The sequence below is a fragment of the Gammaproteobacteria bacterium genome, assembly GCA_029880545.1.
Classification (GTDB): Bacteria; Pseudomonadota; Gammaproteobacteria; order Acidiferrobacterales; family SZUA-150; genus JAOUOD01.
Map to the genome: position 1 here is coordinate 81193 of JAOUOD010000011.1, position 26306 is coordinate 107498.

At 53.5% G+C, this 26306-nt stretch carries 21 protein-coding genes; 14 read left to right on the plus strand and 7 right to left on the minus strand.

All coding sequences use genetic code 11. The annotated features are described in order from the left end of the window. Positions 1–71 precede the first annotated feature (71 nt). The 5 genes from OEZ10_12460 (at position 72) to OEZ10_12480 (ending at position 5548) form a co-directional block, all read left to right on the plus strand. Positions 72–392 (plus strand): hypothetical protein, encoded by a 321-nt coding sequence (locus OEZ10_12460; GenBank protein ID MDH5633792.1) that lies wholly within the window; start codon positions 72–74, stop codon positions 390–392. 508 nt (positions 393–900) lie between these two features. Beyond that, on the plus strand, positions 901–1329 hold the full coding sequence (locus tag OEZ10_12465) for an HIT domain-containing protein (protein MDH5633793.1): 429 nt from the start codon (positions 901–903) through the stop codon (positions 1327–1329). A gap of 20 nt (positions 1330–1349) precedes the next feature. Next, a complete protein-coding gene (locus OEZ10_12470) occupies positions 1350–2432 on the plus strand; it encodes a tRNA pseudouridine(13) synthase TruD (GenBank protein ID MDH5633794.1) in 1083 nt (360 codons plus the stop codon). Between the two features lie 148 nt (positions 2433–2580). Beyond that, on the plus strand, positions 2581–3228 hold the full coding sequence (locus tag OEZ10_12475) for an adenylate kinase (protein MDH5633795.1): 648 nt from the start codon (positions 2581–2583) through the stop codon (positions 3226–3228). Between the two features lie 160 nt (positions 3229–3388). Next, entirely contained in the window at positions 3389–5548 is a 2160-nt protein-coding gene (locus OEZ10_12480; GenBank protein ID MDH5633796.1) for a GNAT family N-acetyltransferase, read from the plus strand. Between the two features lie 5 nt (positions 5549–5553). Here OEZ10_12480 and OEZ10_12485 read toward each other — a convergent pair whose 3' ends face one another. From OEZ10_12485 to OEZ10_12510, 6 genes are all read right to left on the minus strand, one after another. Beyond that, positions 5554–7065, minus strand: coding sequence for an NADH-quinone oxidoreductase subunit M (locus OEZ10_12485; protein MDH5633797.1), 1512 nt, complete (start codon positions 7063–7065; stop codon positions 5554–5556). Beyond that, the gene (locus tag OEZ10_12490; protein ID MDH5633798.1) at positions 7062–8633 is read right to left on the minus strand and encodes an NADH-quinone oxidoreductase subunit M; all 1572 of its coding nucleotides are present in this window, start codon (positions 8631–8633) and stop codon (positions 7062–7064) included. Before OEZ10_12490 ends, OEZ10_12485 begins: the two co-directional genes overlap by 4 nt. Further along, entirely contained in the window at positions 8594–10153 is a 1560-nt protein-coding gene (locus OEZ10_12495) for a proton-conducting transporter membrane subunit (protein ID MDH5633799.1), read from the minus strand. Before OEZ10_12495 ends, OEZ10_12490 begins: the two co-directional genes overlap by 40 nt. Beyond that, positions 10150–13428, minus strand: a complete 3279-nt coding sequence (locus OEZ10_12500) for a DUF2309 domain-containing protein (protein MDH5633800.1) — start codon at positions 13426–13428, stop codon at positions 10150–10152. The genes OEZ10_12495 and OEZ10_12500 overlap by 4 nt, the downstream gene beginning before the upstream one ends. A 5-nt stretch (positions 13429–13433) precedes the next feature. Further along, a complete protein-coding gene (locus tag OEZ10_12505) occupies positions 13434–14894 on the minus strand; it encodes an NADH-quinone oxidoreductase subunit M (protein ID MDH5633801.1) in 1461 nt (486 codons plus the stop codon). Between the two features lie 170 nt (positions 14895–15064). Continuing rightward, positions 15065–16201: a DUF819 family protein gene (locus OEZ10_12510; GenBank protein MDH5633802.1), complete on the minus strand. Its 1137-nt coding sequence runs from the start codon at positions 16199–16201 to the stop codon at positions 15065–15067. A 107-nt stretch (positions 16202–16308) separates the two neighbouring features. Between OEZ10_12510 and OEZ10_12515 the strand changes: the two genes are divergently transcribed. From OEZ10_12515 to OEZ10_12555, 9 genes are all read left to right on the plus strand, one after another. Further along, the gene (locus tag OEZ10_12515) at positions 16309–17076 is read left to right on the plus strand and encodes a TatD family hydrolase (protein ID MDH5633803.1); all 768 of its coding nucleotides are present in this window, start codon (positions 16309–16311) and stop codon (positions 17074–17076) included. Next, complete coding sequence (tcdA, locus tag OEZ10_12520) at positions 17069–17872, plus strand: tRNA cyclic N6-threonylcarbamoyladenosine(37) synthase TcdA (GenBank protein MDH5633804.1); 804 nt, start codon at positions 17069–17071, stop codon at positions 17870–17872. Before OEZ10_12515 ends, tcdA begins: the two co-directional genes overlap by 8 nt. Further along, entirely contained in the window at positions 17872–18633 is a 762-nt protein-coding gene (locus tag OEZ10_12525) for a methyltransferase domain-containing protein (GenBank protein ID MDH5633805.1), read from the plus strand. Before tcdA ends, OEZ10_12525 begins: the two co-directional genes overlap by 1 nt. Positions 18634–18657: 24 nt before the next feature. Beyond that, entirely contained in the window at positions 18658–19314 is a 657-nt protein-coding gene (locus OEZ10_12530; GenBank protein ID MDH5633806.1) for a class I SAM-dependent methyltransferase, read from the plus strand. 78 nt (positions 19315–19392) lie between these two features. Continuing rightward, positions 19393–20343, plus strand: coding sequence for a hypothetical protein (locus OEZ10_12535; GenBank protein MDH5633807.1), 951 nt, complete (start codon positions 19393–19395; stop codon positions 20341–20343). 19 nt (positions 20344–20362) lie between these two features. Next, positions 20363–20737: a DUF2288 domain-containing protein gene (locus OEZ10_12540; GenBank protein ID MDH5633808.1), complete on the plus strand. Its 375-nt coding sequence runs from the start codon at positions 20363–20365 to the stop codon at positions 20735–20737. After that, entirely contained in the window at positions 20734–21186 is a 453-nt protein-coding gene (locus OEZ10_12545) for a DUF488 domain-containing protein (GenBank protein MDH5633809.1), read from the plus strand. Before OEZ10_12540 ends, OEZ10_12545 begins: the two co-directional genes overlap by 4 nt. A gap of 100 nt (positions 21187–21286) precedes the next feature. Next, a complete protein-coding gene (locus tag OEZ10_12550; protein MDH5633810.1) occupies positions 21287–22366 on the plus strand; it encodes a cyclic nucleotide-binding domain-containing protein in 1080 nt (359 codons plus the stop codon). Positions 22367–22484: 118 nt separating this feature from the next. Continuing rightward, positions 22485–23531, plus strand: a complete 1047-nt coding sequence (locus OEZ10_12555; protein ID MDH5633811.1) for a crotonase/enoyl-CoA hydratase family protein — start codon at positions 22485–22487, stop codon at positions 23529–23531. Between the two features lie 32 nt (positions 23532–23563). Here OEZ10_12555 and OEZ10_12560 read toward each other — a convergent pair whose 3' ends face one another. Then, positions 23564–26134: a response regulator gene (locus OEZ10_12560; protein ID MDH5633812.1), complete on the minus strand. Its 2571-nt coding sequence runs from the start codon at positions 26132–26134 to the stop codon at positions 23564–23566. Positions 26135–26306 lie beyond the last annotated feature (172 nt).

Below are 26306 nucleotides of genomic sequence, written 5' to 3' on the forward strand. Positions count from 1 at the left end.
TTTGATGAAATTTTTTAGCCTGTGCTTGCATCTAGCATCTGAATGCCTTTAATTTACCTAAGGGTTTATGCATGTTTTTAACCAGTGACGGGGTCGTTATGCAGGTTGACAGTATTTTTATAGGAACGCGGGGCGGTGTGGACATTTTGGTCAGCCGACGAATTGAAGCGTTTTTCAAGCATTTGCCGGGGATTTATCAAACCTGCTATCGGGCGATGAACCGGTATTGCCACGGCCTGGAAGTCAAATTCGACCCGTCGGTAATTGCCGAAGACGGGCTCAAACGACAATTGGAAGTATTGAATCCGGGCTGCTCGTGGCTCTTATGCCGACCCGGCGATTCTTGTGATGGGGGAAATTGCGAATTACGGCTGAATTCAGGCAAAAATTAGCTTAGAAATGGCTTGGATCGGGCTATGCATGCCGGTTATTTTTTATGACCGCGCAGGCAAAAAAAAGCCCTACAGGGGTATGCAGGGCACAATAGACGCGACGAAAATCTAAACAACTCCTGGAGGAGTGAACACATTAAAGCCGATTTTAATTGTTTTTGCTGTGATGCGGTTCACAAAACAACACATTAATTTCATAAAATTGAAAATACCATATGGCTCACGGTTTTACAGAAAAAAATCAAAACAGAACCCTTAAAAATCTAGAAAAAATCTATTATATTAAAAGAAACAATGACTTAAACATAAATTGGCAGTACGATTTTATTCAGTAAATTGACAACACTTATAGCATATGCCACCACTGAGTACGAGAAAGCAATGACAAGAGGTCGGCGTTGACAATACTTGTAGTGCGCCAGCACAAAACGCTTGCCTGGTGATTTGACGCTTGGTTTTTGGGTCAGCTGAGGTCAAAATTCGCCAACTTTGTGGCAGGAGAGGCCCGGTGATTCATCCAACGCTTCAGGCGGATTGCTTTGTTCTGGGCCACCTGCCCTTGTCTTATGTCCTGCTGATGGATGATGCCCGCTATCCCTGGCTAATCCTGGTTCCCGATCGCCGTGATGTCCGCGAGATTTATCAGCTCAGCTCAGACGATCAGGTGCAGCTGGCTCGCGAATCGGCGCAGGTGGGAGAGGGCATAATGGCCTTGTTCCAGGGGGAGAAATTGAATATTGCAGCACTTGGAAACATGGTACCGCAGCTCCACATTCACCACGTTGTTCGGTACTCCGGTGACCAAGCCTGGCCAGGGCCGGTATGGGGCAAAGGTACGCGTTTACCCTATGGGGAATTGGCTCGACAGCAACGCATAGAACAAGTCTGCCGGCAATTGTCTGGTTCAGATTGCGACTTTGTTGCTCAACAGGCTTGATTCGTGGTGATTTGCCTCTAATGACAATATCTCCAGAACGACCTCATTTGTTGCCAGCATGGCCATCTGCACAGGCACCCGTCATCCTTCGAGGCGATATTCGCTGCTCCATGGATGATTTTGTGGTCACCGAAAACACCGGTATTGAACCGGAGGGCCAGGGAGAGCATTTGTGGCTACGCCTTAGAAAAACCGGTCTTTCGACGCCTGAAATGTGCAAGCTCCTGAGTCGACTTTCCGGCGTGCGCGACCGGGACATCAGCTATGCCGGGCTCAAGGACAAGCATGCTGTAACCGAGCAATGGATCAGCCTGATCTGGCCAATCAAGCAGGAACCGGACTGGCTGGCGCAGTTGCCGGCGGAAATTGAACTGCTGGCCCATATTCGTCACAGCAGAAAGTTGCGCAAGGGTGCGCTACGGGGCAATCGATTCCAGTTGGTGATCAGACATATCGCCTGCGTTGATCCAGATGCCGTGCTGGAGAGGATTGCGCATATCCGTCGAGCGGGATTTCCAAATTATTTCGCAGAGCAGCGTTTTGGTCGAGATGGCGCCAATGTGTCCAAGGCCAAGGCCATGTTTAACCGCAGCATGACCGTGCGTGACCGGTTCAGGCGCGGAATGTTTCTGTCGGCAGCCCGATCCTGGATATTTAATAACCTGCTGGCCGAACGGGTTCGTCGAGGGGATTGGGACCGCGTTATTGATGGCGATGTTTGCCAACTGCATGGTTCTCGGGCCTGGTTTGTCGCCGAGGCAGGCGATGCTGATATTCCTCGACGGGTTAAAGAAGGCGACATTCATCCAACCGGACCATTGTGGGGTGATGGTGATCCGTCCAGCAAGGGCGAGGCGCTGGGGTTGGAGAGCGCCATCGCGAGGCTGGATGTTGATCTGATGGCTGGCTTGGCGGCAGCACGTGTTGATCATGATCGGCGTGCGCTACGGGTGATACCTGAAGATTTGCACGGAGAGTGGCTGGATGATGGCTCCCTGAGACTGGAATTTGGCCTGCCTGCCGGTGCCTACGCAACGGCTCTATTGCGGGAACTGGGGGCTGTGCAATTTGCAGGTGGTCCGGCTACCGAGGTCGATGACTGATTCCGGTTGAATTATCTGAAAATTGACCGAAGACACCCCGGTTTTGTTGATTTTCGCGCCTGTTCACCGCACAATCCGCGCCCAAGTTGGCCGTGCTCGATGAATCACGGCTCCTTCGATTTCAAAACTGATTAATAGAGGATATGTAATGAAGCTGATTCTCCTTGGCGCCCCGGGCGCAGGCAAGGGAACAGTCGCCAAGCTGCTGACAGCGCTGGACGGTTCTGTTCAAATTTCAACGGGTGACATCCTGCGTGGTGCGGTTCAGGCCGGCACCGAGCTGGGCAAAAAAGCTGATGGCTTCATGAAAGCCGGCGACCTGGTACCCGATGATCTGATTATGGGCATCATGGAAGAGCGCCTGCAGGAAGACGACTGCAAGAACGGTTTTCTGCTCGACGGTTTCCCGCGCACCATCCCGCAGGCTGAAGCACTGAAGGGCCTGCTGTCCAGGATCGGTGCGAACCTGGATCTCGTGGTCAATATCGATGTTCCCCGCGATGTCATCCTGGATCGTCTGACCACCCGTCGCACCTGCTCCAACACCGCTTGCCAGGCGATCTACAACGTCAAGAGCAACCCGCCGAAGGAAGAAGGCAAGTGCGACAAGTGTGGCAGCCCGGTTATTCAGCGTGATGACGAAACCGAAGAAGCCATCAGCAAGCGTCTTGATACCTATAATGAAAAGACTGCGCCGCTGGTTGGTTTCTACGATAAAGAAGGCATGCTGCTGACTGTTACCGCGACATCATCTGATGACGTGGTCAATGCCGTCAAGGCAGGCCTGAAAAAGTAACATCGACCGCGAATTTGCGCGCAACAGCGTGCACATCGGAAAGGCGCCATGGTGTATGCGATGGCGCCTTTTTTGTTGGCCGGCACCTGGCATCCTGTTTGTCGCCCGGGCTGTGTTAGGATGAGATAACAATAAAATTCCGTATCACGCTGAATCGTCCATGAGCATGAAACCAGAAGCCGTCATTGAAAGATTGGCGCGCAATCATCGTCAGCTTGTTGTGTTGGCTGGGGACCGATATTGGGCGCTGGATGCCGCGCTGCGGATATATGATTCCACGACTGATCACAAAGCCTGGATTGGTGATGCGCCCCCGGAGAGTGATGTCGGCATGTCTTTTGCGCAGGCACACAGGTTCCTGGGTCGTGAGCTTGGCCTGCTGGTGTTTAATGGCTATTCCGGTCTCAATGTTGACGCGTTGGGCGCGGTATCCGGTTCAGTTGTTGGCGGCGGTATACTGGTCTTGTTAATGCCATCGTTGCAAGACTGGCATCGATTTGACGATCCGGAGTATCAGCGCATGCTGGCCATGCCTCACGATATCTCCGAGATCGGCGGTTATTTTCTTATGCGCATGGCTGCCATTGTTCAGTCAGACGCCAATGTCTGGGTTATCGATCAGGACAGTGCCACTCACAAGGATGCACTGCAGGCGTTGAACTCCCTGGTATCCAGCCAGCGAAAATTATTTCATGCCATTACAACATCAGACCAGTTCGAGGTCATCCAGGCCATTGAGCGAGTGGCGGTCGGACATCGTCGGCGACCACTTGTGATTACGTCAGATCGAGGCCGGGGGAAGTCTGCTGCCCTGGGCATGGCCGCAGCCCGGTTGATCGACAGGGGTTTCGGCGATATCGATGTGGCAGCACCTTTGTTTGAATCGGTACAGACGTTGTTCCGGCATGCACAAGCCGGATTGCCCGGCAGCAGCATGCACGACCGCGTTCTGGAATCGGGCAAGGGCAGGCTTGTTTACCATGAGCCGGACTTCCTGTTGCGCAATACAACCACATCACGGTTGTTGCTGGTTGATGAGGCGGCCGGGATACCGCTGGTTGTACTGGAGCAGTTATTGACGAGGTACTCCCGGGTTGTCTTTGCTACTACCGTGCATGGATACGAAGGCACCGGGCGCAGTTTCGCCATACGCTTTCATCAAGTGCTGAACCGGGTTGCACCAAAGTGGCGACAACTGGAGATGCATCAGCCGATTCGCTGGGCCGTGAATGATCCGGTTGAGTCACTGTTGTTCAGGATACTGCTGCTTGATGCGCGTGCAGATGATGTGACGGTTGCGGGCAACGTTGCTGTTTCCGATACATCGTGCACGATGGTGACGCAACAACAGCTTGCATCCGACAGTACATTGCTCGAACAGGTGTTTGGCTTGCTGATGGGCGCTCATTATCGTACGCGACCACAGGATCTTCGGTATCTCATGGATTGCCCGGGTATTGAGGTCATGATTATGCGTCTGGACGGTGGCCGGGTTATCGGCGCCATGCTTGTGGTTTATGAAGGTGGTTTGCCGGCCAACCTTGCCCGGGATTTGTACGAGGGAACCCGGCGTCCGCGCGGTCATATGCTGCCTGGAATAATCGCCGGCCATTGCGGGCTGAAAGATGCGGCACATCTTGTTGGTGCACGCGTTATCCGTATCGCGGTGCACCCCGGGCTTCAGGGTCGTGGCCTGGGTAGCGAACTGCTTGAAAACATGATGACGCACCTCGCTGACAGACAATGTGATTACGTTGGCGCCAGCTTTGGTGTTGTTGCCGAACTGGCCGGGTTCTGGCAGCGCGCCGGGTTTCTCCCGGTGCATCTTGGTCTGGTTGCCAGTGCCAGTGCTGGTTCACAATCGTTAACCATGTTACTTGGTATCAGTGAACAAGGTATTGTCCTGTCAAGGATGGCGTGGCAGCGCTTCAGTCGAAATCTTCCGTTGGAGCTGGCAGGTAACTACAGGCACCTTGATCCAGCCACTATTGCTGAAATCCTCCGCATTTCCGAGCGCGGTAATGAGGCAGGCCTGTTTCTGACGGAAGGGGACCGGGAAGACTTGCTCCGGTTTGCGGCAGGTGGCAGGAATATGGAATCGGTTGAAGCCGCGCTTTTCAGACTGGTGCTCAATGCCTGTCGCAACGGGGAATTGCAATGCCCGGGCGATCTGAGCTGGCATACGCTGGTGAGCGTATGTCTGCAGCGAAAAGATATTGACTACACAAACAATTCTGCCGGGTTATCCGGCAGAAGCGACCTGGTCGAGTACGTGCGCGCGCATGCCAACCGTTTACTGGACAGGATAATCAATAAATAACAAGGCTATTGCATTGCCTGTTGCAGATGTGTCATCCAGGCGGTACTTGCTGTTTCTGTAAACTGGAGTACGGTTGTTGGCATAATGCCGCCGAAAATTACAATAATGATAAAGACAAGTATGACCAGTTTTTCGCGCGGCACCAGGTCTTCGACATCGTTCATCGATGTGTTGGTTAGCGGGCCGAAAAATACCTGGCGGTATTGCCCCAAGGCATAGGCGGCTGCCAGCACTGCTGTCACCAGGACCGCGAGTCCTGCACCTGTATGCACTTGCAATACACCCAGAACCAGCAGCAGTTCCGCCGGAAATCCGGATGTTCCGGGAATGCCCAATGCTGCCAGGGTAAGTATAAAAAAGAATGTCGCCAGTACCGGCAGACGTTTCGCCAGTCCGCCAAGATGAATGATTTCGGTTGATCCCAGGCGCTGGTGCAGCATACCCGTCAGCAAAAACAGCCCACCACCGATGAGAGTGAAATTCAGCAACTGAAAGATCGCCCCTTGCAGGCCTTGCTGGTTCAATGAACTCAGGCCGAGCACTACAAGGCCAACATGACTGAAGCTGGCGTAGGCCAGCATTTGACGTATGTTGGACTGGCGCAACGCAGCCAGTGCGCCGTAAAGCAACGCAATAGTTCCGACACCCGCCAGTAGCCAGTGCAGGGACCTTGCCGCATCCGGTGCCAGCGGAATGGCGAACTTCATCAGGCCGAAAGCTCCCAGCTTCAACCCGGTTACCAGTGCAGCAACCGACACTGGTCCTTCCATGGTAACAATCGGCAACCAGCTATGCAGTGGAAAGATCGGTGTCTTGACTCCGAAGCCGAGCAACAACAGGACAAACACCATGATCTGCATATGTTCCGGCATTTTGGTGCCAAGCAGGGTAACGTAGTCAAAACCCAGGCCTGACCCGGTGACGTCGGCGTGATTGAAGGCGAGCATGATGAATGCAAACAGCATGGGTATACCGCCAGCCAGCATATACATGAAATATTTTCCGGCAGCGAAACGACGATTGGGGCCAATGCCCCACAGGCTGACAAGAAAATACAGCGGAACAAGCGTCAGTTCCCAGAACAGGAAGAACAGGATTGTGTCCGTTGCGCAGAATACGCCGATGGTCGTGCTTTCAAGAACCAGCATCAGCGTGTAATAGAGTCTCGGCATGGCATGTATACTGTTCCAGCCGACAAGAATTACACCGATAAACAGGATAATGGTAAGAGGCAGGAACAATACAGACAGTCCGTCGACTCCAAGACTGTAATGAACATTCAGCGTCGGGATCCAGGCAATGGATTCCGTAAGTTGCATGACAGCAGTACCGGTATCAAATGATGCAGCAACTGTCAGTGACAGCAAGAGATCCAGCATGGCAGTGGCAAGAGCAATATAACGGGCGTGGTGGTCGCCAGGGGCGATCCAGATCAGCAGCGCGCCAACCGGCAAACTGATAATCAGAAGGCTCAGTAGCGGCCAGTCACCAAAAATACCGAGATAGCCGGCCATCATGGCATCTCCTGGAGTACGGCAGCATGCTTATACAGCGAACCTAGTGCCTTTGCAGGTGAATCCAGCAGCTCGAACCAGGGTTCATCGATAAATCCTGTTGCCACAATAATGATGATGAGAATACCGGCAATCAATGCTTCAACGGGAGTAGTGTGTTCAGCTTCGACAGTGTTGATAATCTTGCCTGAAGCCGGTGACAGGAACGCCTTCTGGAATGCCCGTAACAGGAAGCCGGCTGCCAGCACGTTGCCCGCGGCGGCGGCAATGGTAACCAGGGCGCCAAACTGTCTTATCGAGGCTTCGAGCACGAGGTGGACAGAATCAAAGCCGGGGGTTCCGGGCATGCCAATGATGGCCAGTCCGGCAATGAAGAAGGTAACGCCGATGAGAGGAATACGATCAAACAGCGACCCCATTTGTGACATCAGCGCAGTACGGGTTCGCCTGTATACCAGGCCTGTCATGAGAAACAGTGCCGATATGGCCAGGCCGAAGTTTGCTGATAGCAGTATACTGCCCTGGAATGAAAGAGCGCTAAGGCTGAACATGCCGATCACCAGTATGCTGGTATGACTGACAACAGCATAGGCAAGCAGGCGACGAATATTGATCTGCAGCATGGCGAGTAACGCGGCATAGAAAATCCCGACAAATGCAAATGCCACGATATATTTTTGCCAGTAGGTTATCGCTTCCGGTACTACCGGGAAAACGAAGCGGAGCAAGCCATAAATGCCGACCTTGATGCCGACCAGGAAGACCGGGGCAACCGCAACGCTACCGTGTTCCGCTGCCAGTGGCAGCCAGCCATGAAACGGAAACAGTGGTATCCGTATTGCCAGGCCATAGAACAGCAGGAAAAATACCCATGTACCGGTATCCCCGGTCAGCGGGTTGGCCACCAGTCGAAACAGGTCATAGGTATCAGCAGCGGTCGCACCATGTTGCTGGTGGCCAAGCAGCAGTGTCCCGGCAAACAACAAGACAAGCCCTGATCCGGTGAACTGGTAATAACGCCAAAGCGTTGACTCCTTTTCAGGAGAGGTGCTCCAGCGCCAGATCATGTGACCGACAAGAACCATATTTACCATCGATACACAGGCAAACCACAGCAGGTTCAAGCTCGAAAACATGCTCATTAAGGAAGATTCAATGGCAAAGGTTATCATTGCCAGCGATCCTGCCGGTTGCAGGCCACGGACCGGACCATAAATGATTACCAGTAATGACAGTGCGCCAGTCAGCAGTATGAATAGCATGCCAATACCATCGATGGCCGCATGGTAGGAAACCACTCCAAGCAGCCGGGTTGTTTCGGCGAACTGGAATGCAGCGCTGCCAGCATCAAAATAGTGGTAGGCATAAACGGCGACTACCAGTTCGGCGACGGCAAATAATATGGCTACAGGCATGGCGAGCCTGCGTGTTCGAATGAAAGAAAGCAGCACCAGGCCAAGCACAGGCAGCAACTGCAATACAGTCAGAACCGGAAATTTGATACTTTGCGACCAGGCGATTTCCTGCATGACTAGAGCACCACGATAGCTGTTGCCAGGATCATCAGCCACAGGTAACGCGGCTGGCAAAAGAGCGCTTCAACGTGCTGAACCTTGGCCCCCAGTTTTCCTATAACTGCGGTCAGGCCTTCACCGCTTCCCTTGAGCACAAGTTGTTCCTCAAACCAATGAAACATCCTGGAAGTGCGGTCCATTATCCGGCCGAGCAGACCAAGTTCGCTGCTGTTGGCCGACGCTGTCATGACTCCCGACATCTTTTTATGTTCCCAGTCGCCAATGGAGGATACGGTTCCGGCCTGCGTAGGAAAACCGGCCAGGTGCCCGATTACCTCACGGTCAAACATTTTTACTTCCGAGGCAAGTGAGCCGGAAGGACGCACAACCATGGCATCAGCAAAATCGTCTAGCCAGAAGCGCTGGATCGCGGCAGTGTATAAAAATTGACGTTTCTGCAACCAGTCTGGCACTTGCCGTGCACGGTATACCGAAAAATGCATTTGTGCCGGGGCATGCAGAAACTGGTAGGCGCGCCATACGGCGTTGACCAGGAGATGGGCCAGCGCCAGATCGTGATATCCCAGCCCGCATTCAACAAACATCAACCCGACCTGTGCCGTGGTGGAGAACATCAGCGCGGATTTCACGTCGGTCTGGACAAGCGCACAAAGATACCCGTAAATCGCGGTAGCCAAACCGGTGATCACCAGCAGAACCTGCAGGGCCGGAACCTGTTCAGTCAGCGGCGCAATCCGGATCAGGAGAAATACACCGGCATGAACCATGACAGAACCATAAAATATTGCACTTGATGGTGTCGGACCTTCCAGCGCGCGACTGATCCATGAGCTGAACGGTACGGCAGCTGATTTGGCCATGGCGGCGATAACAATACCCGTTGCAATCAGGCCTGTTTCCCATTGAGGAACAGCTGTCGATGTCGGTCCGATGACAAGCCAGTTTGTATTACCTAGCCAGTGAAAACCGAGGTAAATGGCAAGCAGGAAGCCGGCATCGCCAACGCGGTTGGTAATAAAGGCGCGATTGGCATTGTCTGCGGCAACAACCCGGTGGTAGTTGAAGGCGATCAGCAGGTAGGAGCTTGCGCCAACCAGCTCCCATCCAAGAAATGCGGCGACGGCGTTACCGGAAAAGGTGATTGCCAGCATTGCGCTGATGAACATGCCCATTACAGCAAAGTAGCGTTGAAACCCTGCTTCTCGATGAAGATAGTTTCGTGAAAACAGGACGGTCACAAAGGCGACCATGGAGATGACGCCGGCGAATCCGAGGCTGACATAGTCGACAACAAAGCGCAGGTGAATTTTCAGTTTTCCGCTGGTGAACCAGTCATCAAGATCAACCACAATGGGCTGTATAACAGGTTGTGCAAGGTAGATTATCGACAGCGCGGTTATTCCGGCCATGCTGACGAAGCAGGCAGCAATCAGTGTCAGCGCAGTCAAGTTCTCGCCTTGTTCACCGCGATTATTGAAAAACAGCCAGCTTGCCGCTGTAAGCAAGCTCGCCATTAATGGCAGGGCGATGGTAATAACAAGCAGGGACTGGATCATTTGGTCGCCACCTGATCGATAAGTGCAAACGGCAATGGCCCGCTGTGTCCGGCATACCAGCCTGTTGAGCTGGCAGTGGTCGCGATATCAATGTCTTGCCCGCCTTTCCATGGAACAAATCCGGTCGCCGGTGAAAACACGGTTATCGCGCCGGTGTCGGGATCAATGGCGCTGAGCAGCAGCCAGCCATTACCAACAAGTTCCTGCAGTTCGGGTTGACGACCGTAGATGGCAGCCAGCACATCTGTACGGGCCTCGACAATGACCTGCAAGCGCATGGCTTCGTGAATCTCGATCATCTGTTTGGGCAGACCCGTGCGCAAATCCGAACTGGCACCATCCATAACGGCAAACATGCCGGTTACGTTATGCGTGATCTTGGAACCGCAACCATATTCATCGTTGTTAACGGTTGAAAAATAGTATTCAAGATTGATGCCGGCACCAACCGGCGCAGCTGCCAGCAGTATGCGTTCCAGCACTTCACCGGTCGGGTCTGTAGTCGAGTCATAGGATATAAGGAATGCACGCCTGTCGAAAAAAGCCCCTTGGCTTAACGAGCGACGACCAATAAAGGCGCAGGCGTTTGTAGCATGCCCCAGTTCCGGACGAGCCTGGCTGATGTCACCGTATCGACCGATGACGTGCTTCAATGCTGTTTGCGGATCGGGATTTTTTGGCGCTGAAGCCAGGCGTCGACAACGTTCGTGTGCGGAAGCCTGGCAGCCACTGGCGCATTCATTGTCAAGGCTGTCAAAGGCGTTACCCAGGAAGCCTGGCAGGTCATCGATGTCATACCAGGTAATGGAGTCATCACAAGTGTTGTGTTCCGCGCCAAGAAACCAGGTGTCGTCCGGTATCACAATATTTCGCTGCTGCAACAGCTGCCGTACTTCAGCCCGGTTAGCCATGGCTGCAAACGCGCGCGCATTGGGTCCGCCATGTCGGCCGCTACAGGCACCGCAATCGTAGGCGGCCAGATGCGGGTTGTTCTGGCTGCCGGAACCGTGACCCATCATCACCACCAGTTGCGCAAAACCCTGCGCCAGCCCAATGGTACGAAGAAAGCCTTCGACGCGATCGGCTTGTTCCTCGTCGGTAAACCCGTGGCGCGGATTCTCCGGTGACGCCTTGGTATTCGATGGCTGGATATTATTGGCAGTGATCCTTATGTCGGTTGTAATCGGTAAATCGAATTGATCACGCAAGCGTTCGCTGAAACGAAGCACAAGTCCTGGTGCAATACTCTTGGCAAGCAAGGCAAACAGCGTCAACGGCGCGGTCACAGTCATAATGATGACTGAGCTGAACAGGTTGCGGCGTAACTCCTGATGTAGCACGTTCCTGATGCGTAAACGAAAATTCCGGCGTCGCCGATGCAGCGCCAGGCGAGCAGTATCATTGGTATATTCGTCTACCTGGTGAGAGGGTTTGACGACAACCGGACACAGCGGCGTCACCTTATTGTCATCAAGGCCGCGCCAGTTGATTGCCACGCCAAAGAATCCGGCCGCTCCCAGTGTTTCAATTTGCGGGTTATGTTCTTCAAGATGTCTGCGAATACTTTCCTCGCGATCATCCATACAGAAAATGATCTGTGCCTGCGGGCGGCTGTCCCGGGTTTTCCATCGCCCACGGTTATGATTGGCCGTCAGCACGGCGAAAAGACGGTCACGATAATGAATTTCGTAGGCCTGGAGCCAGATGAAACCACGCTGGTTTTCATCCAGAGCTGACACTTCATCGAGCAGTGACTCGGCAGCGCGACGGTCAAGCTGGTTTGCATCAGCCGCATTCAGCCCGAGATGCTGGCACAACCTGAACAGTTTCCAGCCGTTACCGAATATCGTGTGAGCTGACGGGTGGTCTACGGCTTTACTGTGACGCCAGGTCCACAGGCGATCCGCCAGTTGCACCCATTGGCTGTAGTTACCACGGTTGTTGATAGCGTATTCCACCAACTGCCTTGCCGATGAGGCGAGGTATTCCGGCATTTTGCCCATATAATAGTTGTAACGAACTATGAACTCAGCCCGGTGATTGCTGAAGTAGCCACGTAATACGTCGGCGTGCGCTTCATGCATCCAGTGTCGCCGGGCGATGTTGCGGGCGAGCAACCTTTCCAGTACCAGGACGACAGCCAGGTATTCCTGAAACTCAAACACTTCCTCGGTGCCGTCGTAGCGGGCGTTATGGCTTCGCCATAAAAACATCCCGGCCCAGCCCGGTAGCTGCAAGGCGACACGCTCAAGGTAGCCTTGCCATCTGGCTCTCGGGATGCCTAGTCGTTGCAGTTCCAGTTCAATGATATCCGTAGCTGAATCACCGAGGATGCCTATTTCGTCGGCGGCGTCATTCTGGCCATCCAGTAGCCAGGCAAGATCACTGGCGGCATGCGTCTTCCAGCTGGCAAGAAACCCGTTGTTAACCCTGCGCCAGGACGCGGTACCCAGGTCAAGATATAAGCCAAGATGGCGTATCAACATGGGGCGTGCCTGTTCGAGAAGGTCTTCACCGGTCAAAATCAACAACAGGTCACGCATGCTGAGATCTGTACCCAGCCTGCCAAACAGGATGTCGACAAGATGGGCGGCCTCCTTGCGCACGAGCTTATGAACCAGGGGCTGGTTGTCTCCCGATTCCGGGTCGGCCGAAAATGTCGACAGGATGCGTTCAGCTTGCTCAGGGATAAGATCAAACAGGTCTTCAGGATGTATATTGCCGACGTCTATGCCAAGTGCGGACATGCAAGCAGACCAGAGCGATGACACAGCTTCCGCTTCGGACGGATAATTGGCGGTAATTTTTGCGCCGATATGACCCGGGACGTCTTCCTGGACGCGCGACTGCGCATGCTTTTCATTAAGTTGCCAGTTCAGTGCGCCCGGGCTGATGGATTCGAACCGGTGTACAAGACCGGTAACGATCAGTTCGCCCCGCGAGACGGTCCGGTTTTCCAGTTCAACAACTGCTTCATTCCCGGAGAGTGACGGACTTCTGGCAATTACCGATTCAAGGTCTTCAGTGGTGATACGACCTTCGTGAAACAGCTTGCGGAATTCATCTTCGGCAAGATATCCGCGTGCACCGGATGTTTCTCTTGCAGCAACGATGGCGTCATCAAAGGCCATGTGCTGGAATCCGTGCAAGGTGTTGTGATGAACAAAATCACGGATAGGCGCCTGGGATGGAAGCAGGTGTTCAAGATGCTGTACAACTGCATCAACGATTTCCTGCGTCGTCCTCCTGCCTTGTTGAGAAGTGATTTCTGTCATGACGCCTACCCGGTAAACGACCTGACCAGGTTGTGCACTGATGCAGACACAAGGCCCAGCATGAGAACGGGAAAGATGCCGAGCACGAGCGTTCCGGTTGCCAGTACACCTGCAGCAACGGACTCGCCAAGCTGTAGATCCGGTGTATTGGCCAGGCCGGGACGCACTGGCCCGGTAAACAGGCGTGCCGCAGTGCGTATGGCATAGGCAGCGCTGATCAGCATGCCTATGCTTAACAACAGAACCAGCCAGCCCCATCGCTCATAACCGCCAATCAGCGCATGAAGTTCAGCGATGAATCCTGCCGTACCGGGCATGCCAATCGCGGCAACCAGGGTGAGCGTGGTGAAAAAGGCAAATCGTGGTGTCACCCTGACCAGAGAACTGTAATCACGGATATCACGGGTATGCGTGCGTTCGTAAAGCTGGCCAATCAGCAGGAACAGGGCACCGGCAACCAGCCCATGGGCAATCATCTGGCTGACGGCACCGGTCAAGCCTGAATGATTTAGGGTGGAAATTCCCAATAGCACTACTGCCATATGGCTGATCGATGAATAGGCAATCATGGCTTTCAGATCCGTTTGCCGCCATGCCAGCAAGCCACCGTAGAGCAGGCTGAACAGCGCCAGCGCCACGAGTACGGACTGCAGGGCGATTGCGGCACCCGGCAACATGGCGGTTGCCCGAATCAGGCCATAGGAACCCATTTTGAGCAGGATGCCAGACAACAGGATGCTGACCGGGCTGGGTGCCTCAACATGCGCCAGCGGCAGCCAGCCATGGATCGGAAAGATCGGCATCTTGACACCAAAACCGACAAGCAGGCCCAGAAATATCATTACCTGGGCTTCGACCGGCAGGTGCCTGGCAGTGTCAGCCATGGCAGCCATGGCAAAAGAATGGCCGGGTACATTGTCAAATGTGACCAACAGGCTGATCAGCATGAATACCGAGCCACCCATGGTGTACAGCACAAAATTCAAAGCCGCGCCGTGACGTCGCTTTCCGCCCCAGCGATCAATCAGGAAGAACAGGGGAATGAGTGTAAGCTCCCAGAACACATAAAACAGTGCCCAGTCCTGCGCCGTGAACACGCCCAGCATGGCCGCTTCAAGCAGCAACATGAGCGAATAATAGCCCTTGGTCTGTTTTTCAAGATTGGCTGATGCCATCAGTGCGACCAGGCATAGCAGGCTGGCAAGAAGTACCAGCGGATAGGAAAAACCATCAATACCAAAAAGAAAAGTCGTGCCCAGCCGATGGCTCCAGGGATGGCTTTCAACCAGCTGCATGCCCGCAGCCGAAGCATCAAAGTGGTTTAACAGGCTCCACGAGTACGCCAGGGTCATGGCGGAAATGAAAATTGCGCTAAAGCGCACGAGAACAGGGAATTGACGGGGGATGAGCATCAGCAGCACCGAGCCGGCTGCCGGAATAAACAATAACAGCGTCAGGTAAGACATCCCCGGAATTAATCCTGATTGGTTTGTATGCTATTCAGCCAGGCCACGCTGGGCCGGGTTCCATGGCTGTAATCGGTTCAATATTGCTTTGATAGTGAAGCGATTACACGATCATTGAAACTATCACAAAATTGTCAGTTATGTCGCGAACTGGATGACGGGGGCGACACCTATTTCAGGAATTGTCCGAGGAGAACGCCGATAAAGGTTCCGGTCGCGTAGCCCAGTGTGCCTACGAGGATAGCCGGGATAACAAGATGATCCCAGCGTTTGGCCATAGCCATGGCGGCGGCGGTGGTCGGTCCGCCCATATTGGCATTGGACCCGAGTATCAGTTCAGGCAGGCTGAGGCGGGCGTAGCGGCCGACCAGTAGCAGGAAAACCAGGTGTGTGGTCAGGATGATGGCGGCGAACAGGAACAACATCGGGCCAAGCTTGATTACAGTGGCCACGTGAGCCGATGCACCAATGGCGGCAAAAAACAGCTGCATGAACAACATGCCCAGCTCCTGCGGACCTTCCAGGCTGGCTAGCGGCTTGTGGAATATGCCGGCGATGACAAGCGTTATGGCCGTCAATATCAGGATGGCGCTGCCTTTCCAGCCGGTGCGGGCCTCAAGCCAGAAACTGACAGCACATATACCGGCACTCAGCGCCAGCGCTGCAGTCAGCGAGGACAGGCCGATGCGCGCGCCCTTGCGTGCATCACCGGATACTTCGGCCGTGGTCTGGGTGAATCGATCCTCGCGCAGCGGTTCATGGTAAAGCCTGCGAAACCGGTAAAATGTCGGCAAAGCAAACAGGATTAGAAAATAGATCAGCATCATCAGGCTGTCGGCAGCGATGCTGGCGGTAAACAGGTCGCCACTATCTAGTCCTACAGCCCGCGCAACCGCAATAAAATTCATTGAGCCACCAATGTAGGTTGCGCTGAACATGGCTGCCAGTTGCCAGCCGTGTTCGCCAAGAGGCACCAGGTAATAGGCCAGCAACGTACCCAGTACGGTACCAAGTGCGCCCAGCATGAAGGCAGCCAGTAGCGCACCGGATTCCCGAAAGATACGATAAAGATTGGCGTGCATGAGCAGAAGCGGGATAGCCAGCGGTACCAGGTAGGCCCAGATGACTTCGTAGACGGGGGCCGCCGCTGGAATGATGCCAGCATTGGACAGGGCAAACCCGCCGAGCAGGGCCACCATGGCGCCTGAAAACCGCGCACCCAGCCAGGTTCGTTCGGCCCAAAAGCCACAAGCTGCTGCAAGCAGCAACAGCGCCCATAACGCCCAGGTATCATCCACTGAAATCATGACAGCACTATAGCCTGATCTTCGGGAAGCAATAAAGCCCTTGCCGGGGAATGGCAGGCCAATGGATTTGTTTTACCTTGAAAAGCGTTTATCGATACAATCTTGTCATGCATATGTTTGATACCCATTGCCATATTGATGTTGAGGAGTTCGACGCCGATCGTGACCAGGTATTGCAGTCCAGCAAGAATCTTGGCGTGGGGTCTATGCTGGTGCCGGCAGTGGCGCGCCGATACTGGGATGGATTGCTGGCACTTTGTAGTGCGGACAGGGGTCTTTACCCGGCGCTTGGTTTGCACCCGGTATATATTGATACCCATACTGACGATGACCTTGCAGACCTGACCGGGTTTCTGGAGAACGGAAAGCCTGCTGCCATCGGCGAAATCGGCCTGGATTATTATGTTGCCGGGCTGGATCGTGAACGCCAGCAGCATTTTTTTGAAGCGCAGCTAAAACTTGCACAAGTCCATCAACTACCCGTGGTCCTGCACGTACGCAAGGCTCACGACCAGGTATTGGCGACACTTGAAAAGATTCCCGTTGTCGGTGGATTTGCCCATGCTTTTAATGGCAGCCTGCAGCAGGCGCGGCGTTACGTGGAACTGGGTTTCAAACTGGGATTCGGTGGCACCATGACTTATCCACACTCGAGCAAGATACATACGCTGGCACGCTCGCTGTCACTGAATGATATTGTGCTGGAGACTGATGCACCGGATATGACTGTGGCATCGCATCGCGGTGAACGAAACAGCCCGGAATACCTGCCCGAGTGCGCAACGGCACTGGCGGCCTTGCGTCGTACCGATATTGAAACCGTGGTGAATCAAACCACGGCCAACGCCAGGCTGGTGCTGAATATCCATGATTGATGACCCGGTATACAACCAGCGATTTGGAGGCATCTCCCGTCTTTATGGCCGGCAGGCATTTGAGCTGTTGCCGGACATTCATATTTGTATTGTTGGAATCGGCGGCGTCGGGTCCTGGGCGGCGGAAGTGCTGGCGCGCACCGGTGTTGGCAGCATTACCCTTATAGATATGGATGAAGTCTGCGATACCAATGTCAATCGCCAGGTTCACGCCTTGAATGGAACCATCGGCAAGAAGAAGGTTGAAGTCATGGCTGAGCGGATCCGGGCAATCAATCCTTCGTGCCAGTGTCAGGCTATTGTCGACTTTATTACCGTCAAGACTCTGCCAGAGTATATCAATGGCGGGTTTGATTATGTCATTGATGCCATCGACAGCATCAAGTTCAAGTCGATGATGATTGCCCACTGCAAACGCAACAAGATTCCGATCATAACTACTGGTGGTGCCGGCGGCCTGACTGATCCGGCCATGATCGAAATTACCGATCTCAGCAAAACCTTCAACGATCCGTTGGCGGCCAAGGTGCGTTCGCGGTTGCGCAGTGAATTCGGGTTCAGCCGTAATACCAAGCGTCGCTTTGGTGTTGAATGCGTGTTTTCCCGACAGCAACAGGTATATCCCAGGGAGGATGGTACCGTAACTTGTGAAAAACCTGGCATACACGGCGTTTCCATTGATTGTCGATTTGGTTATGGATCGGCGTCCTTTGTCACCGCGGTATTTGGCATGCTGGCCGCTTCGCGTGCATTGAACAAGACCCTGGAGAAACGTCTGCGCAAGGCGGAAGATTGATGGCCATTCTCTGGGAGAAGTGTGTTGATGGTGTCAACTACCAGGTGCGTGCCGCCGGCAGTACCCGGCGACTCTATTCAAACGGCGTATTTCACAGCCAGTACAACCCCAACCAGTTGCTGACCGGCGGTGTCTGGGACCTGTTGTTGAGTGCAGCATTTTTTTATCCGCCCGGCAGTATTCGGCGCGTACTGGTACTGGGTGTCGGTGGCGGTTCGGTTATTCAGCAGTTACGCCATTATGTCTGGCCGGACCAGATTGTCGGTATTGAGCTGAGCAAGCCTCATCTTTATGTGGCCCGCAAGTATTTTCGCGTACCGGAACATGGCGTGAAACTGGTGCATGCCGATGCAGTGAAGTGGCTTGAAACATACAAGGGCCCGCCGTTTGATATGATTATTGATGACCTGTTTGGTGAGCATGAAGGCGAGCCCGTACGTGCAGTAAAAATGACGACAAGGTGGGCCAGAACATTGCTGAAGCATCTTCGGCCTGACGGCATGCTTGTTGCCAATTTCATCTCGCCGGCAGAGCTCAGGCAGTCGGCATGTGCCAGCAGTATATCGATTGCACGAAAGTTTGAATGCGCGTACCAGTTTACCAATATGCTCGAGGAGAACGCCGTTGGCGTATTCATGCGCCAACCGGCAATGCCGAAACGAATAGCCGAGTACCTGGAATCACTGCCAAGACTGTACCGGGCATGGCAACGGGGAGAGCTCTATTCAGCGTTACGAAAGATTCCACTGGCAAAGCCATAGCCCTGGAACCAAGGAGGTTCGACCATGAGTTGTTGTTGCCCGCACAGTCGCTCAGCAGGAAAGCTGTTTACATTTTTTGCGAGACGATACCGCAAGCGATTTCAGAAAAAAGGTTTTGAGCCATCGCAGAAGCAGCTTATGGAAGGTATTGTCAATGCCGGGTATGCCGGCAGCAGCATACTCGAGGTGGGTAGTGGTGTTGGACATTTCCATCAAACCCTGCTCGAAAACGGTGCACAATCTGCTGTTGGTGTCGACCTGGCGTCGGGCATGATTGAAGAAGCCGGGCGCTGGGCGCAAGAGCGTGGTCTTGCCGAGCGCACCCAATATATCCAGGGCGATTTTGTTGAAGGACTGGATCAGGATACCGGTGTCGCCGATATCACCATTCTCGACAAGGTTATTTGTTGCTACCCGGATGCGAAAGCGCTGATCAGCAAGTCACTGGAGAAGACCGGTCGTGTATATGCCGTTACTTATCCGCGCAAGCGCTGGGTTACAAGGGCAGGCGAGAAACTTGGTATTGTTGTCATGAGAATGATCCGGTCATGCTTCCATCCGTATGTTCATGATCCCGAGCAAATAGAATCCTGGATAACCGCCAGGGGTTTTGAAAAGGTATACCAGGATACCACCTATATATGGCTGACACAGGTTTATGTCCGGCAGCCGGCAGGCTGAAACAATCGTTTTCTTTCAACACCTGAAGTCTTAAATGGAATTGGCTATGCTGGCGATATCGACCAAACAGGGCCGGTTATGACTGTTGCATACTATAGCCAGAAAATGCTGAATCCCTTTCGGGGAGTGATGCAGGTCGTCGAAACCGATGGTGCTGACGCTGCCTCCATCGACGGTGTGCACTGGGACTTGTACGTTGACGACCTTGATACACTGCATGACGCCTGTCGACGCGGCTACGATGATGTTTCGGTTCCCGATATCAAGTTTGGCAGCTGGTCGCATGAGCATGGACTGCTGCGCGCGCCACTGATTCCGACCAGAAATCTTGATGCGGTTCAGCAGGCCGGTGAAGCCCTGCTTGATATGGTTCGTAAACTGGAGTCCCGTGTACCGTTTCCTGCCGGTGATGACCTGGAGCTATGGTTGCTTGATGATCAAGGCATGCCGGTTGTGTTGATCGACAGCTGCCCGGTCTATGCCGAGAACACAACCGTTGAGAATCCCCGGTGGCTGATTGGCCAGCGTTGCCGACAGCAGTTTCGAAGCCAGTCAGCAAATGGAACTCCCTGTGCAGAATGGCTGGAGCAACGCATCAATGCGCAGGCCGGCAGCCCCGGCAGGGCGCAATGGTTCCTGCGCAGCGAGAGCGGGGCATGCGCTCTTGATGGCGTTGCACTTGATCGGCGCTGGTATGAACGTCAATTGCCGGCTTCGGCCTTCCCGGAGCTGACACTGAAAACAGACTGGAATGAGCCACAGCTGAGAAACAGGGCAAGCGAGTATATCGCGTGGCTGTCACCTTTCTTGCTGCAACTGCCACATCTGTCAGACCATTGCCGGTCAAGGCTTGAGCGTTCTGCATGGCTCCAGCCAGGACAGGTCAATCGACTGCAACCCATGTATCCGCGCGTAATAGACGTGGACGGGCTCAGGGCGACGCTCGTGCGTGCGCGAATCGAGCAGGCCAATACATTTGAAACTGATCGATCTGAAGAAGTGATTCCACCGTATTACATCGAACTGTAATTGGATACAATGCCTTGTCATGAGTGACTCAGTCCCCAAGCCGGATGTTTTGCCCGGCGATATTATGCCTGGTGAAGGCCCGCTGGATGAACGCCTGCACAGCCAGACGGCCATGGTGCTGTGGAAGGAAATCGAGATACATTTTGCCCGCGGCGTGGTTATCCATGTTGCCTCGCAATTGGACCTGGTCAATATTGCATGTGAATTTGTTAATAATAAACCCGATCGCATCAAGAAGCTGATGACCGCGGGCCAGGTGGGTGTGCTGGACGATGATACGGCGGCCAGCTGGGCCGAAGATCAGCCTGTCATATGGGCGGTTGTGGCAGCGCCCTGGATACTGGTCCAGCAAAATGAACCGGCAAAGTTGTACCCGCGCAAATCAGAACAATGACAGCCGAGCCGATTCTCTACACCGTTGGCCATGGCTCCCGATCAGTGCAGGAATTGATTGAGCTGTTACAGCCACATGGAATCACCGTGTTGGTCGATGTTCGCTCACATCCGGCTTCCCGTCATAATCCTGATGCCAGTGAGGACCGGTTGCGAACAGCGCTTGCCGCGGCCGGGATAAGCTACCACTGGGCCGGGCGACAGCTTGGTGGGCTTAGGCAGCCTGGACCACATTCGGTACACGCCTCCTTAACCGGCAACATGCAGGGGTTTGCCGATTACATGGCTACGCCGGAATTTGCCCGGGCGGCGATACAGCTGAAGAATATGATGGTGAAATTCCCGACGGCCATTCTGTGTGCCGAGGTGCAGCCCGAGCAATGCCACCGAAGCCTGATATCCGACTATTTTCTCCTAATGGAGCCAGTATTGTTCACCTGGTGGCACTGAGTGAAAGTCGGGAACATTGTCTTTCTCCGGCGGTGCGTCGCGAATCCACTGAACTGGTCTATGATAGGTAACACAGGCTTTTAAAACACAGGGTGGCAGTATGGTTGATGTTGAGTTGCTTCGAAATCTTATCCCGTTGAACGATCTGGCTGAAGAGACGCTGCGGAAAGTTGCGGACCAGCTGGTACCGGAACCCTATCCTGCGGGAACCGTGATTTGTGACGAGGGCGATACCGAGGATACGGCGATCTACCTTATCGAAGGCGGCGTGGAACTGGTCAGCACCAGGTCTACCATGCGCCGTGTCGTCCAGGCAGGTACAGCGGATGCCAGTTTCGCCGTTGCCAAGGCGAGACCGCGACCCGATACCATTACGGCAACCACGGCAATCAAGCTGATTCGCGTTGATAACAGCAAGCTGGATCGTGTTGTCCTGTTTGACGAACTGACCACAACGCTGAACACGTTGCAGAAAAGCGAGAAAAAAGCCGAATCCGATAATGAATGGATGGATCGAATGCTCAATACGGACGCATTCGCAAACATTCCGGAAGCCAATCTCGGGCCAATACTGCTGAAAATGGAAGGCGTGCACATCAAGAAGGGTGCGGCCGTTATTTCCCAAAACGAAGAAGGGCGATTCTATTACGTAATCAAGCGTGGCGAATTCAATGTCGCCAGGCGAGACAGCAAAGGCATGGTGAACATAGTTGCAAAGCTTGGGCCTGGCGCCGTGTTTGGCGAAGAATCGCTGGTGTCAGGGCAGGGAGCGAGCGCATCCGTAGTAGCGATAACAGATGCGACCGTGATGCGTTTGTCTCGCGACGATTTTGATGACCTGGTCAAAAAACCGTTGCTGAAACATGTCACCCGCGAAAAAGCGAGCCAGCTGGCCAAAAACGGCGCCATCATTCTGGACGTGAGAACCGAAGAAGAGTTTGCCCGGGGCAGTCTGCGAGGCAGCATTAATATCCCACTGGAGAGTATTCGCAACGGTATCGATAAACTGGATAAAACCAGGAATTACATTGTTTGCTGCCGTTCTGGCGTACAGAGTGCAGTGGCCGGGTTCCTGATGAGTCAGCGTGGACTGGAGGTATCGGTATTGCAGGGCGGGCTGGTCAAGCCGAAAAAGCCAGCGATTGATGAGGTATCCGCGGAAGGGCAAGATCAGGATTAGCTGTCATAAACAGTTTTCGAGTTATCCGTTTCCAGCCTGATAAACGGTTGATGATTCTGTTCAAGCGGTATTGTTGCCGGAATGATCCCCGCATAGGATAAGAATCATCACCATTATAATGACCGAGCAACTTATGGCTCACGCGGCGACGTCGGAATCACGGCAGCAGTTTCAGCAACTCCAAGTTCGTTATCAGCCCGGTACCGCATCGCTGTGGTACTACATGAAATCAAGACCAAGACCCTGTTTTACCATTACACTGCTTGGCGAGATCGCCCAGTTTCAACAGCAGGTCAGGCAGCGGGATGGCGCAGCAGAAGATGGCAGGCAAGTCGATTTTCTTGTCCTGACTTCAGCGATCCCGGGGATATTCAACCTCGGCGGCGACCTGGAACTGTTCAAGCAATTGATTCGCAACAATGATCGTGATGGCCTGGTGCACTACGCCTACCTGTGTATAAACGTGCTCTACCAGAACGTCATCAATCTCGATTTACCACTCACGACGATAGCCATGGTGAAGGGCAGTGCACTGGGTGGCGGTCTCGAGGCAGCGCTGTCCTGCGATGTCATCGTTGCAGAAAAGGGTGTCAAGCTGGGCTTTCCGGAAATACTGTTCAACCTGTTCCCCGGCATGGGTGCTTACAGCCTGTTGGCGCGACGGCTCGACCCGGTCAGGGCGGAAAAGCTCATGCTCAGCGGAAAACTATACGATGCAGAAGAGTTGTATGAAATGGGGCTTGTCGATCATCTTGCCGAGCCTGGAAAAGGTGAGGAAGTGGCAGAGGAATACATGCGTCGACACAACAAGTACCGCAATGGATATCGAGGAATTTTGCGTGCCCGCGAAAAGTATTATCCCATCGGCTATACCGAGCTCAAGGAGATAACAGATATCTGGGTGGAGACAGCGCTGACATTGACCGAGAAGGATATTCGAATGATGGACCGGTTGGTGAGGTCACAGGAGCGGCTGTATCATAACTTTGCCGAAACTGTCAGAACTCATGGCGCCGGTAAATCTGAACCGGAATTGGCTGAGTCAGAAAGTGTGCCGTCCATTAGCAACTTCTTCCGCATCAGGGAGCCTTATCTTCATAGTGTGACGGTAAAACCGGAACAGGACGTCAGGAATGAAGACGGGCCAGATGAGCAGATTGTGTAGACAGTGCCACATGACCGGGCGCATGCGCGAATTCAAGGCTGCTCTCGGATCCGGGCAAAACTGACAAGTGCATCAACGGCACGACCATACTCTGAATGAAGGTTACGCATTATCTGGTCCGGTTCCTGAAGATAGTCCGAACTGTTCAGTAGCTCGGCTGACAGGCAATGCTCCTGGAGCGATATCGCGCCGACACTGCCCGCATTTCCTTTCAGTGCATGAGTTGCTTCACGGAACTGGCGATAGTCCGATTTTTTCAGTGCCTCATCGATTTCTGACAGCAGCCTGTTGCTGTCTTCGCGAAATCCGTCAATCAGGCGATTGAGAAAGTCCGAATTTTTCTCCAGCGATCCGAGCTCCTGCAGAATTGATACATCGAGAACGGATGAATCCACTTCCTGGGCGCCATTGCCTTTCCTGCGCGCAGCATTGTTTTTTACAAGCGCAGGATTCTTGTGGTTCACAAGGCTTTCAATAACTGACAGCAAGTGTTCTGTTCTTACTGGCTTGGTCAGAAACGCGTCGACCTCGGCCTGTTCGCATTCCATTTTTGCATCCGTTGTTGCATTGGCGCTGAGTACAATGAACGGCGGGCTTTGCCGGTCGGGATGGGTAAAACGAAATGTCTTGATCATCTCTATGCCACCCATAACCGGCATATGCATATCGACAATGACTGCATCAAAATTGCTGTCCTCAAGCCTGTCCAGGCCGATTTCTCCATTGGTTGCCAGGTTCACCACAAAACCCGCGCGCTCCAGGATTCTCTGGATAACCAGCTGGTTTGTTTGGTTGTCTTCGACTACCAGGACATGAAGGCCGGTGTTGCGGGACTCTGAACCAGCAAACCCGGCATTCCTCAGAGAGGCATCGCTGTTCACCATAAGCTCCAGCTGGGGCGCGGCGTGCAATGCGTTGAAAAGGGCATCCTTTTGCACGGGGCAGGGGACTACTGCTGTATAGCCAATCTGGTATAACAGGTTGGCATCAACTTGCCGGGTTTCCGCTGTCACCAGCACCAGCGAGATGGTCGACAACATGGAGTTCTGGTAGAGGATGTTGGCGAACTGAACGACGTCAATATCCATCAGCGCCTTGTTAATAACGACTGTGTGAAACTGGTTTTCCGTTATCGCACTTTCCTTGATCTTGCCAAATGCCTCGCTGGCACTAAATGCAGTTTCAACCACAATGCCCCAGTTGTTCATCAAGGCAACGATACCGTTGGCATCTGAATTGCGCTCGTGTATCAGCAATACACGGCTATCCGGCAACCTGTAATTACGATGCTCCTGTTGAACAATCTTGAACGGCATCTCGAACCAGAAGTTGCTGCCTTTGCCTGGAGTGCTGTCCGCGCCAATGATGCCGCCCATGGATTCAACCAGCTGTCGCGATATAGCGGTACCGAGCCCGGTACCGCCGAACCGGCGAGTGGTGCTTTCATCGGCCTGGCGAAAGTTGTCAAAGATATGATTGAGAGAAACGCTTGAAATTCCGATGCCGGTATCGACAACCTCAAACCGCAGACGCATGTCATGCCGGTGCCTGGACAAAAGTGAAACCAGGACCAGGACATACCCGGCTTCGGTGTATTTGATAGCGTTACCAATGAGGTTGATCAACACCTGCCTGAAGTGGTGCGGATCACCCTTGATCATGTAGGGAATGTCCGGGTCAATTGCCAGCGTCAGTAACAGGTGTTTTTCCCGCGCCTGCGGCTGCAACATGCGCATGGTGCCATTCAGCAGGGCGTGCAGATCAAAATCGATGGATTCTATTACAAGTTTGCCGGCTTCAATCTTGGATATATCAAGAATTCGTTCGATCACAGAAAGCAGCGTGTGCACCGAATAATTGATCGTTTCAGCAAATTCCTTCTGTTCGCGAGTCAGGGTTGTATCGAGAAGCAGGTCGCTCATGCCAATGATGCCATTCAGTGGAGTGCGCAACTCGTGGCTCATATTGGCAAGAAACCGGCTCTTGGCCTGGTTGGCTTCCTCAGCATGAACAATTGCTTCGTTGAGGCGCTTGATAAGTGTCGAAACGTAGGCTGGTAATACGATCAGTGCGATCAACAGACCAACGGACAAGGACTGATTGCTGCTCCAGTATTCGGAATAACTGATAAGTATGCCGAATTCGACTGTACTGACGGCAGCAGCTACAGCGATATATGGCAAGCCAAACCGGAAACCGTTACCAAAGATTACCCACAGGTATACCAGGTACAATGGTGCGCCGACGTCCTGGGCCAGGTACATGCAATATGTCAGGGCGCCGGTGTCGGCCAGTATGCCCGTAAGGCGCCGGAATACAGATACCCTTGGCATGGCGATAATCGCCCCAAGGTGCAAAAATCCATAAACAAGGAATGACAGCGACAGCAAAACTGCCGGGCGATGGAAAAAAGAAGCCGCCGTATCCAGAAAATGGTAGGCCGTGGCCAGGTAGATAAACACTATCAAGCCAATAACCAGTCTCAGTATGGCCTGTTCGTGTTCCTTTCCCGGGCAATCCTTGACTCGGTGCAGGATGCGCCCGAACAAACTGACCTGGGTACCGCGTTTGGGCGAAAGATATTCCGGGGAGTCTGTGCGCATGAATGACGTTTTTTGTCTGTCCTTGTCCAAAAAAGCGGTTATCGAGCATACGGGCACGCTGAATACATGAACATCCTACAGCAAGCTACGGATATTATTCAATTTATCGGGTATCCTAGCGCCTGCGGTTCGTTCCATGGCCAGGTGCAACTGCGCATAATGTATATTATGT

Coding starts and splice junctions, on each gene's coding strand:
- OEZ10_12460 (MDH5633792.1), top strand. CDS start 72: ATGTTTTTAACCAGTGACGGGGTCGTTATGCAGGTTGACAGTATTTTT.
- OEZ10_12470 (MDH5633794.1), top strand. CDS start 1,350: ATGACAATATCTCCAGAACGACCTCATTTGTTGCCAGCATGGCCATCT.
- OEZ10_12475 (MDH5633795.1), top strand. CDS start 2,581: ATGAAGCTGATTCTCCTTGGCGCCCCGGGCGCAGGCAAGGGAACAGTC.
- OEZ10_12480 (MDH5633796.1), top strand. CDS start 3,389: ATGAGCATGAAACCAGAAGCCGTCATTGAAAGATTGGCGCGCAATCAT.
- OEZ10_12485 (MDH5633797.1), bottom strand. CDS start 7,065: ATGATGGCCGGCTATCTCGGTATTTTTGGTGACTGGCCGCTACTGAGC.
- OEZ10_12495 (MDH5633799.1), bottom strand. CDS start 10,153: ATGATCCAGTCCCTGCTTGTTATTACCATCGCCCTGCCATTAATGGCG.
- OEZ10_12500 (MDH5633800.1), bottom strand. CDS start 13,428: ATGACAGAAATCACTTCTCAACAAGGCAGGAGGACGACGCAGGAAATC.
- OEZ10_12505 (MDH5633801.1), bottom strand. CDS start 14,894: ATGTCTTACCTGACGCTGTTATTGTTTATTCCGGCAGCCGGCTCGGTG.
- OEZ10_12510 (MDH5633802.1), bottom strand. CDS start 16,201: ATGATTTCAGTGGATGATACCTGGGCGTTATGGGCGCTGTTGCTGCTT.
- OEZ10_12515 (MDH5633803.1), top strand. CDS start 16,309: ATGCATATGTTTGATACCCATTGCCATATTGATGTTGAGGAGTTCGAC.
- tcdA (MDH5633804.1), top strand. CDS start 17,069: ATGATTGATGACCCGGTATACAACCAGCGATTTGGAGGCATCTCCCGT.
- OEZ10_12525 (MDH5633805.1), top strand. CDS start 17,872: ATGGCCATTCTCTGGGAGAAGTGTGTTGATGGTGTCAACTACCAGGTG.
- OEZ10_12530 (MDH5633806.1), top strand. CDS start 18,658: ATGAGTTGTTGTTGCCCGCACAGTCGCTCAGCAGGAAAGCTGTTTACA.
- OEZ10_12535 (MDH5633807.1), top strand. CDS start 19,393: ATGACTGTTGCATACTATAGCCAGAAAATGCTGAATCCCTTTCGGGGA.
- OEZ10_12540 (MDH5633808.1), top strand. CDS start 20,363: ATGAGTGACTCAGTCCCCAAGCCGGATGTTTTGCCCGGCGATATTATG.
- OEZ10_12545 (MDH5633809.1), top strand. CDS start 20,734: ATGACAGCCGAGCCGATTCTCTACACCGTTGGCCATGGCTCCCGATCA.
- OEZ10_12550 (MDH5633810.1), top strand. CDS start 21,287: ATGGTTGATGTTGAGTTGCTTCGAAATCTTATCCCGTTGAACGATCTG.
- OEZ10_12555 (MDH5633811.1), top strand. CDS start 22,485: ATGACCGAGCAACTTATGGCTCACGCGGCGACGTCGGAATCACGGCAG.
- OEZ10_12560 (MDH5633812.1), bottom strand. CDS start 26,134: ATGCGCACAGACTCCCCGGAATATCTTTCGCCCAAACGCGGTACCCAG.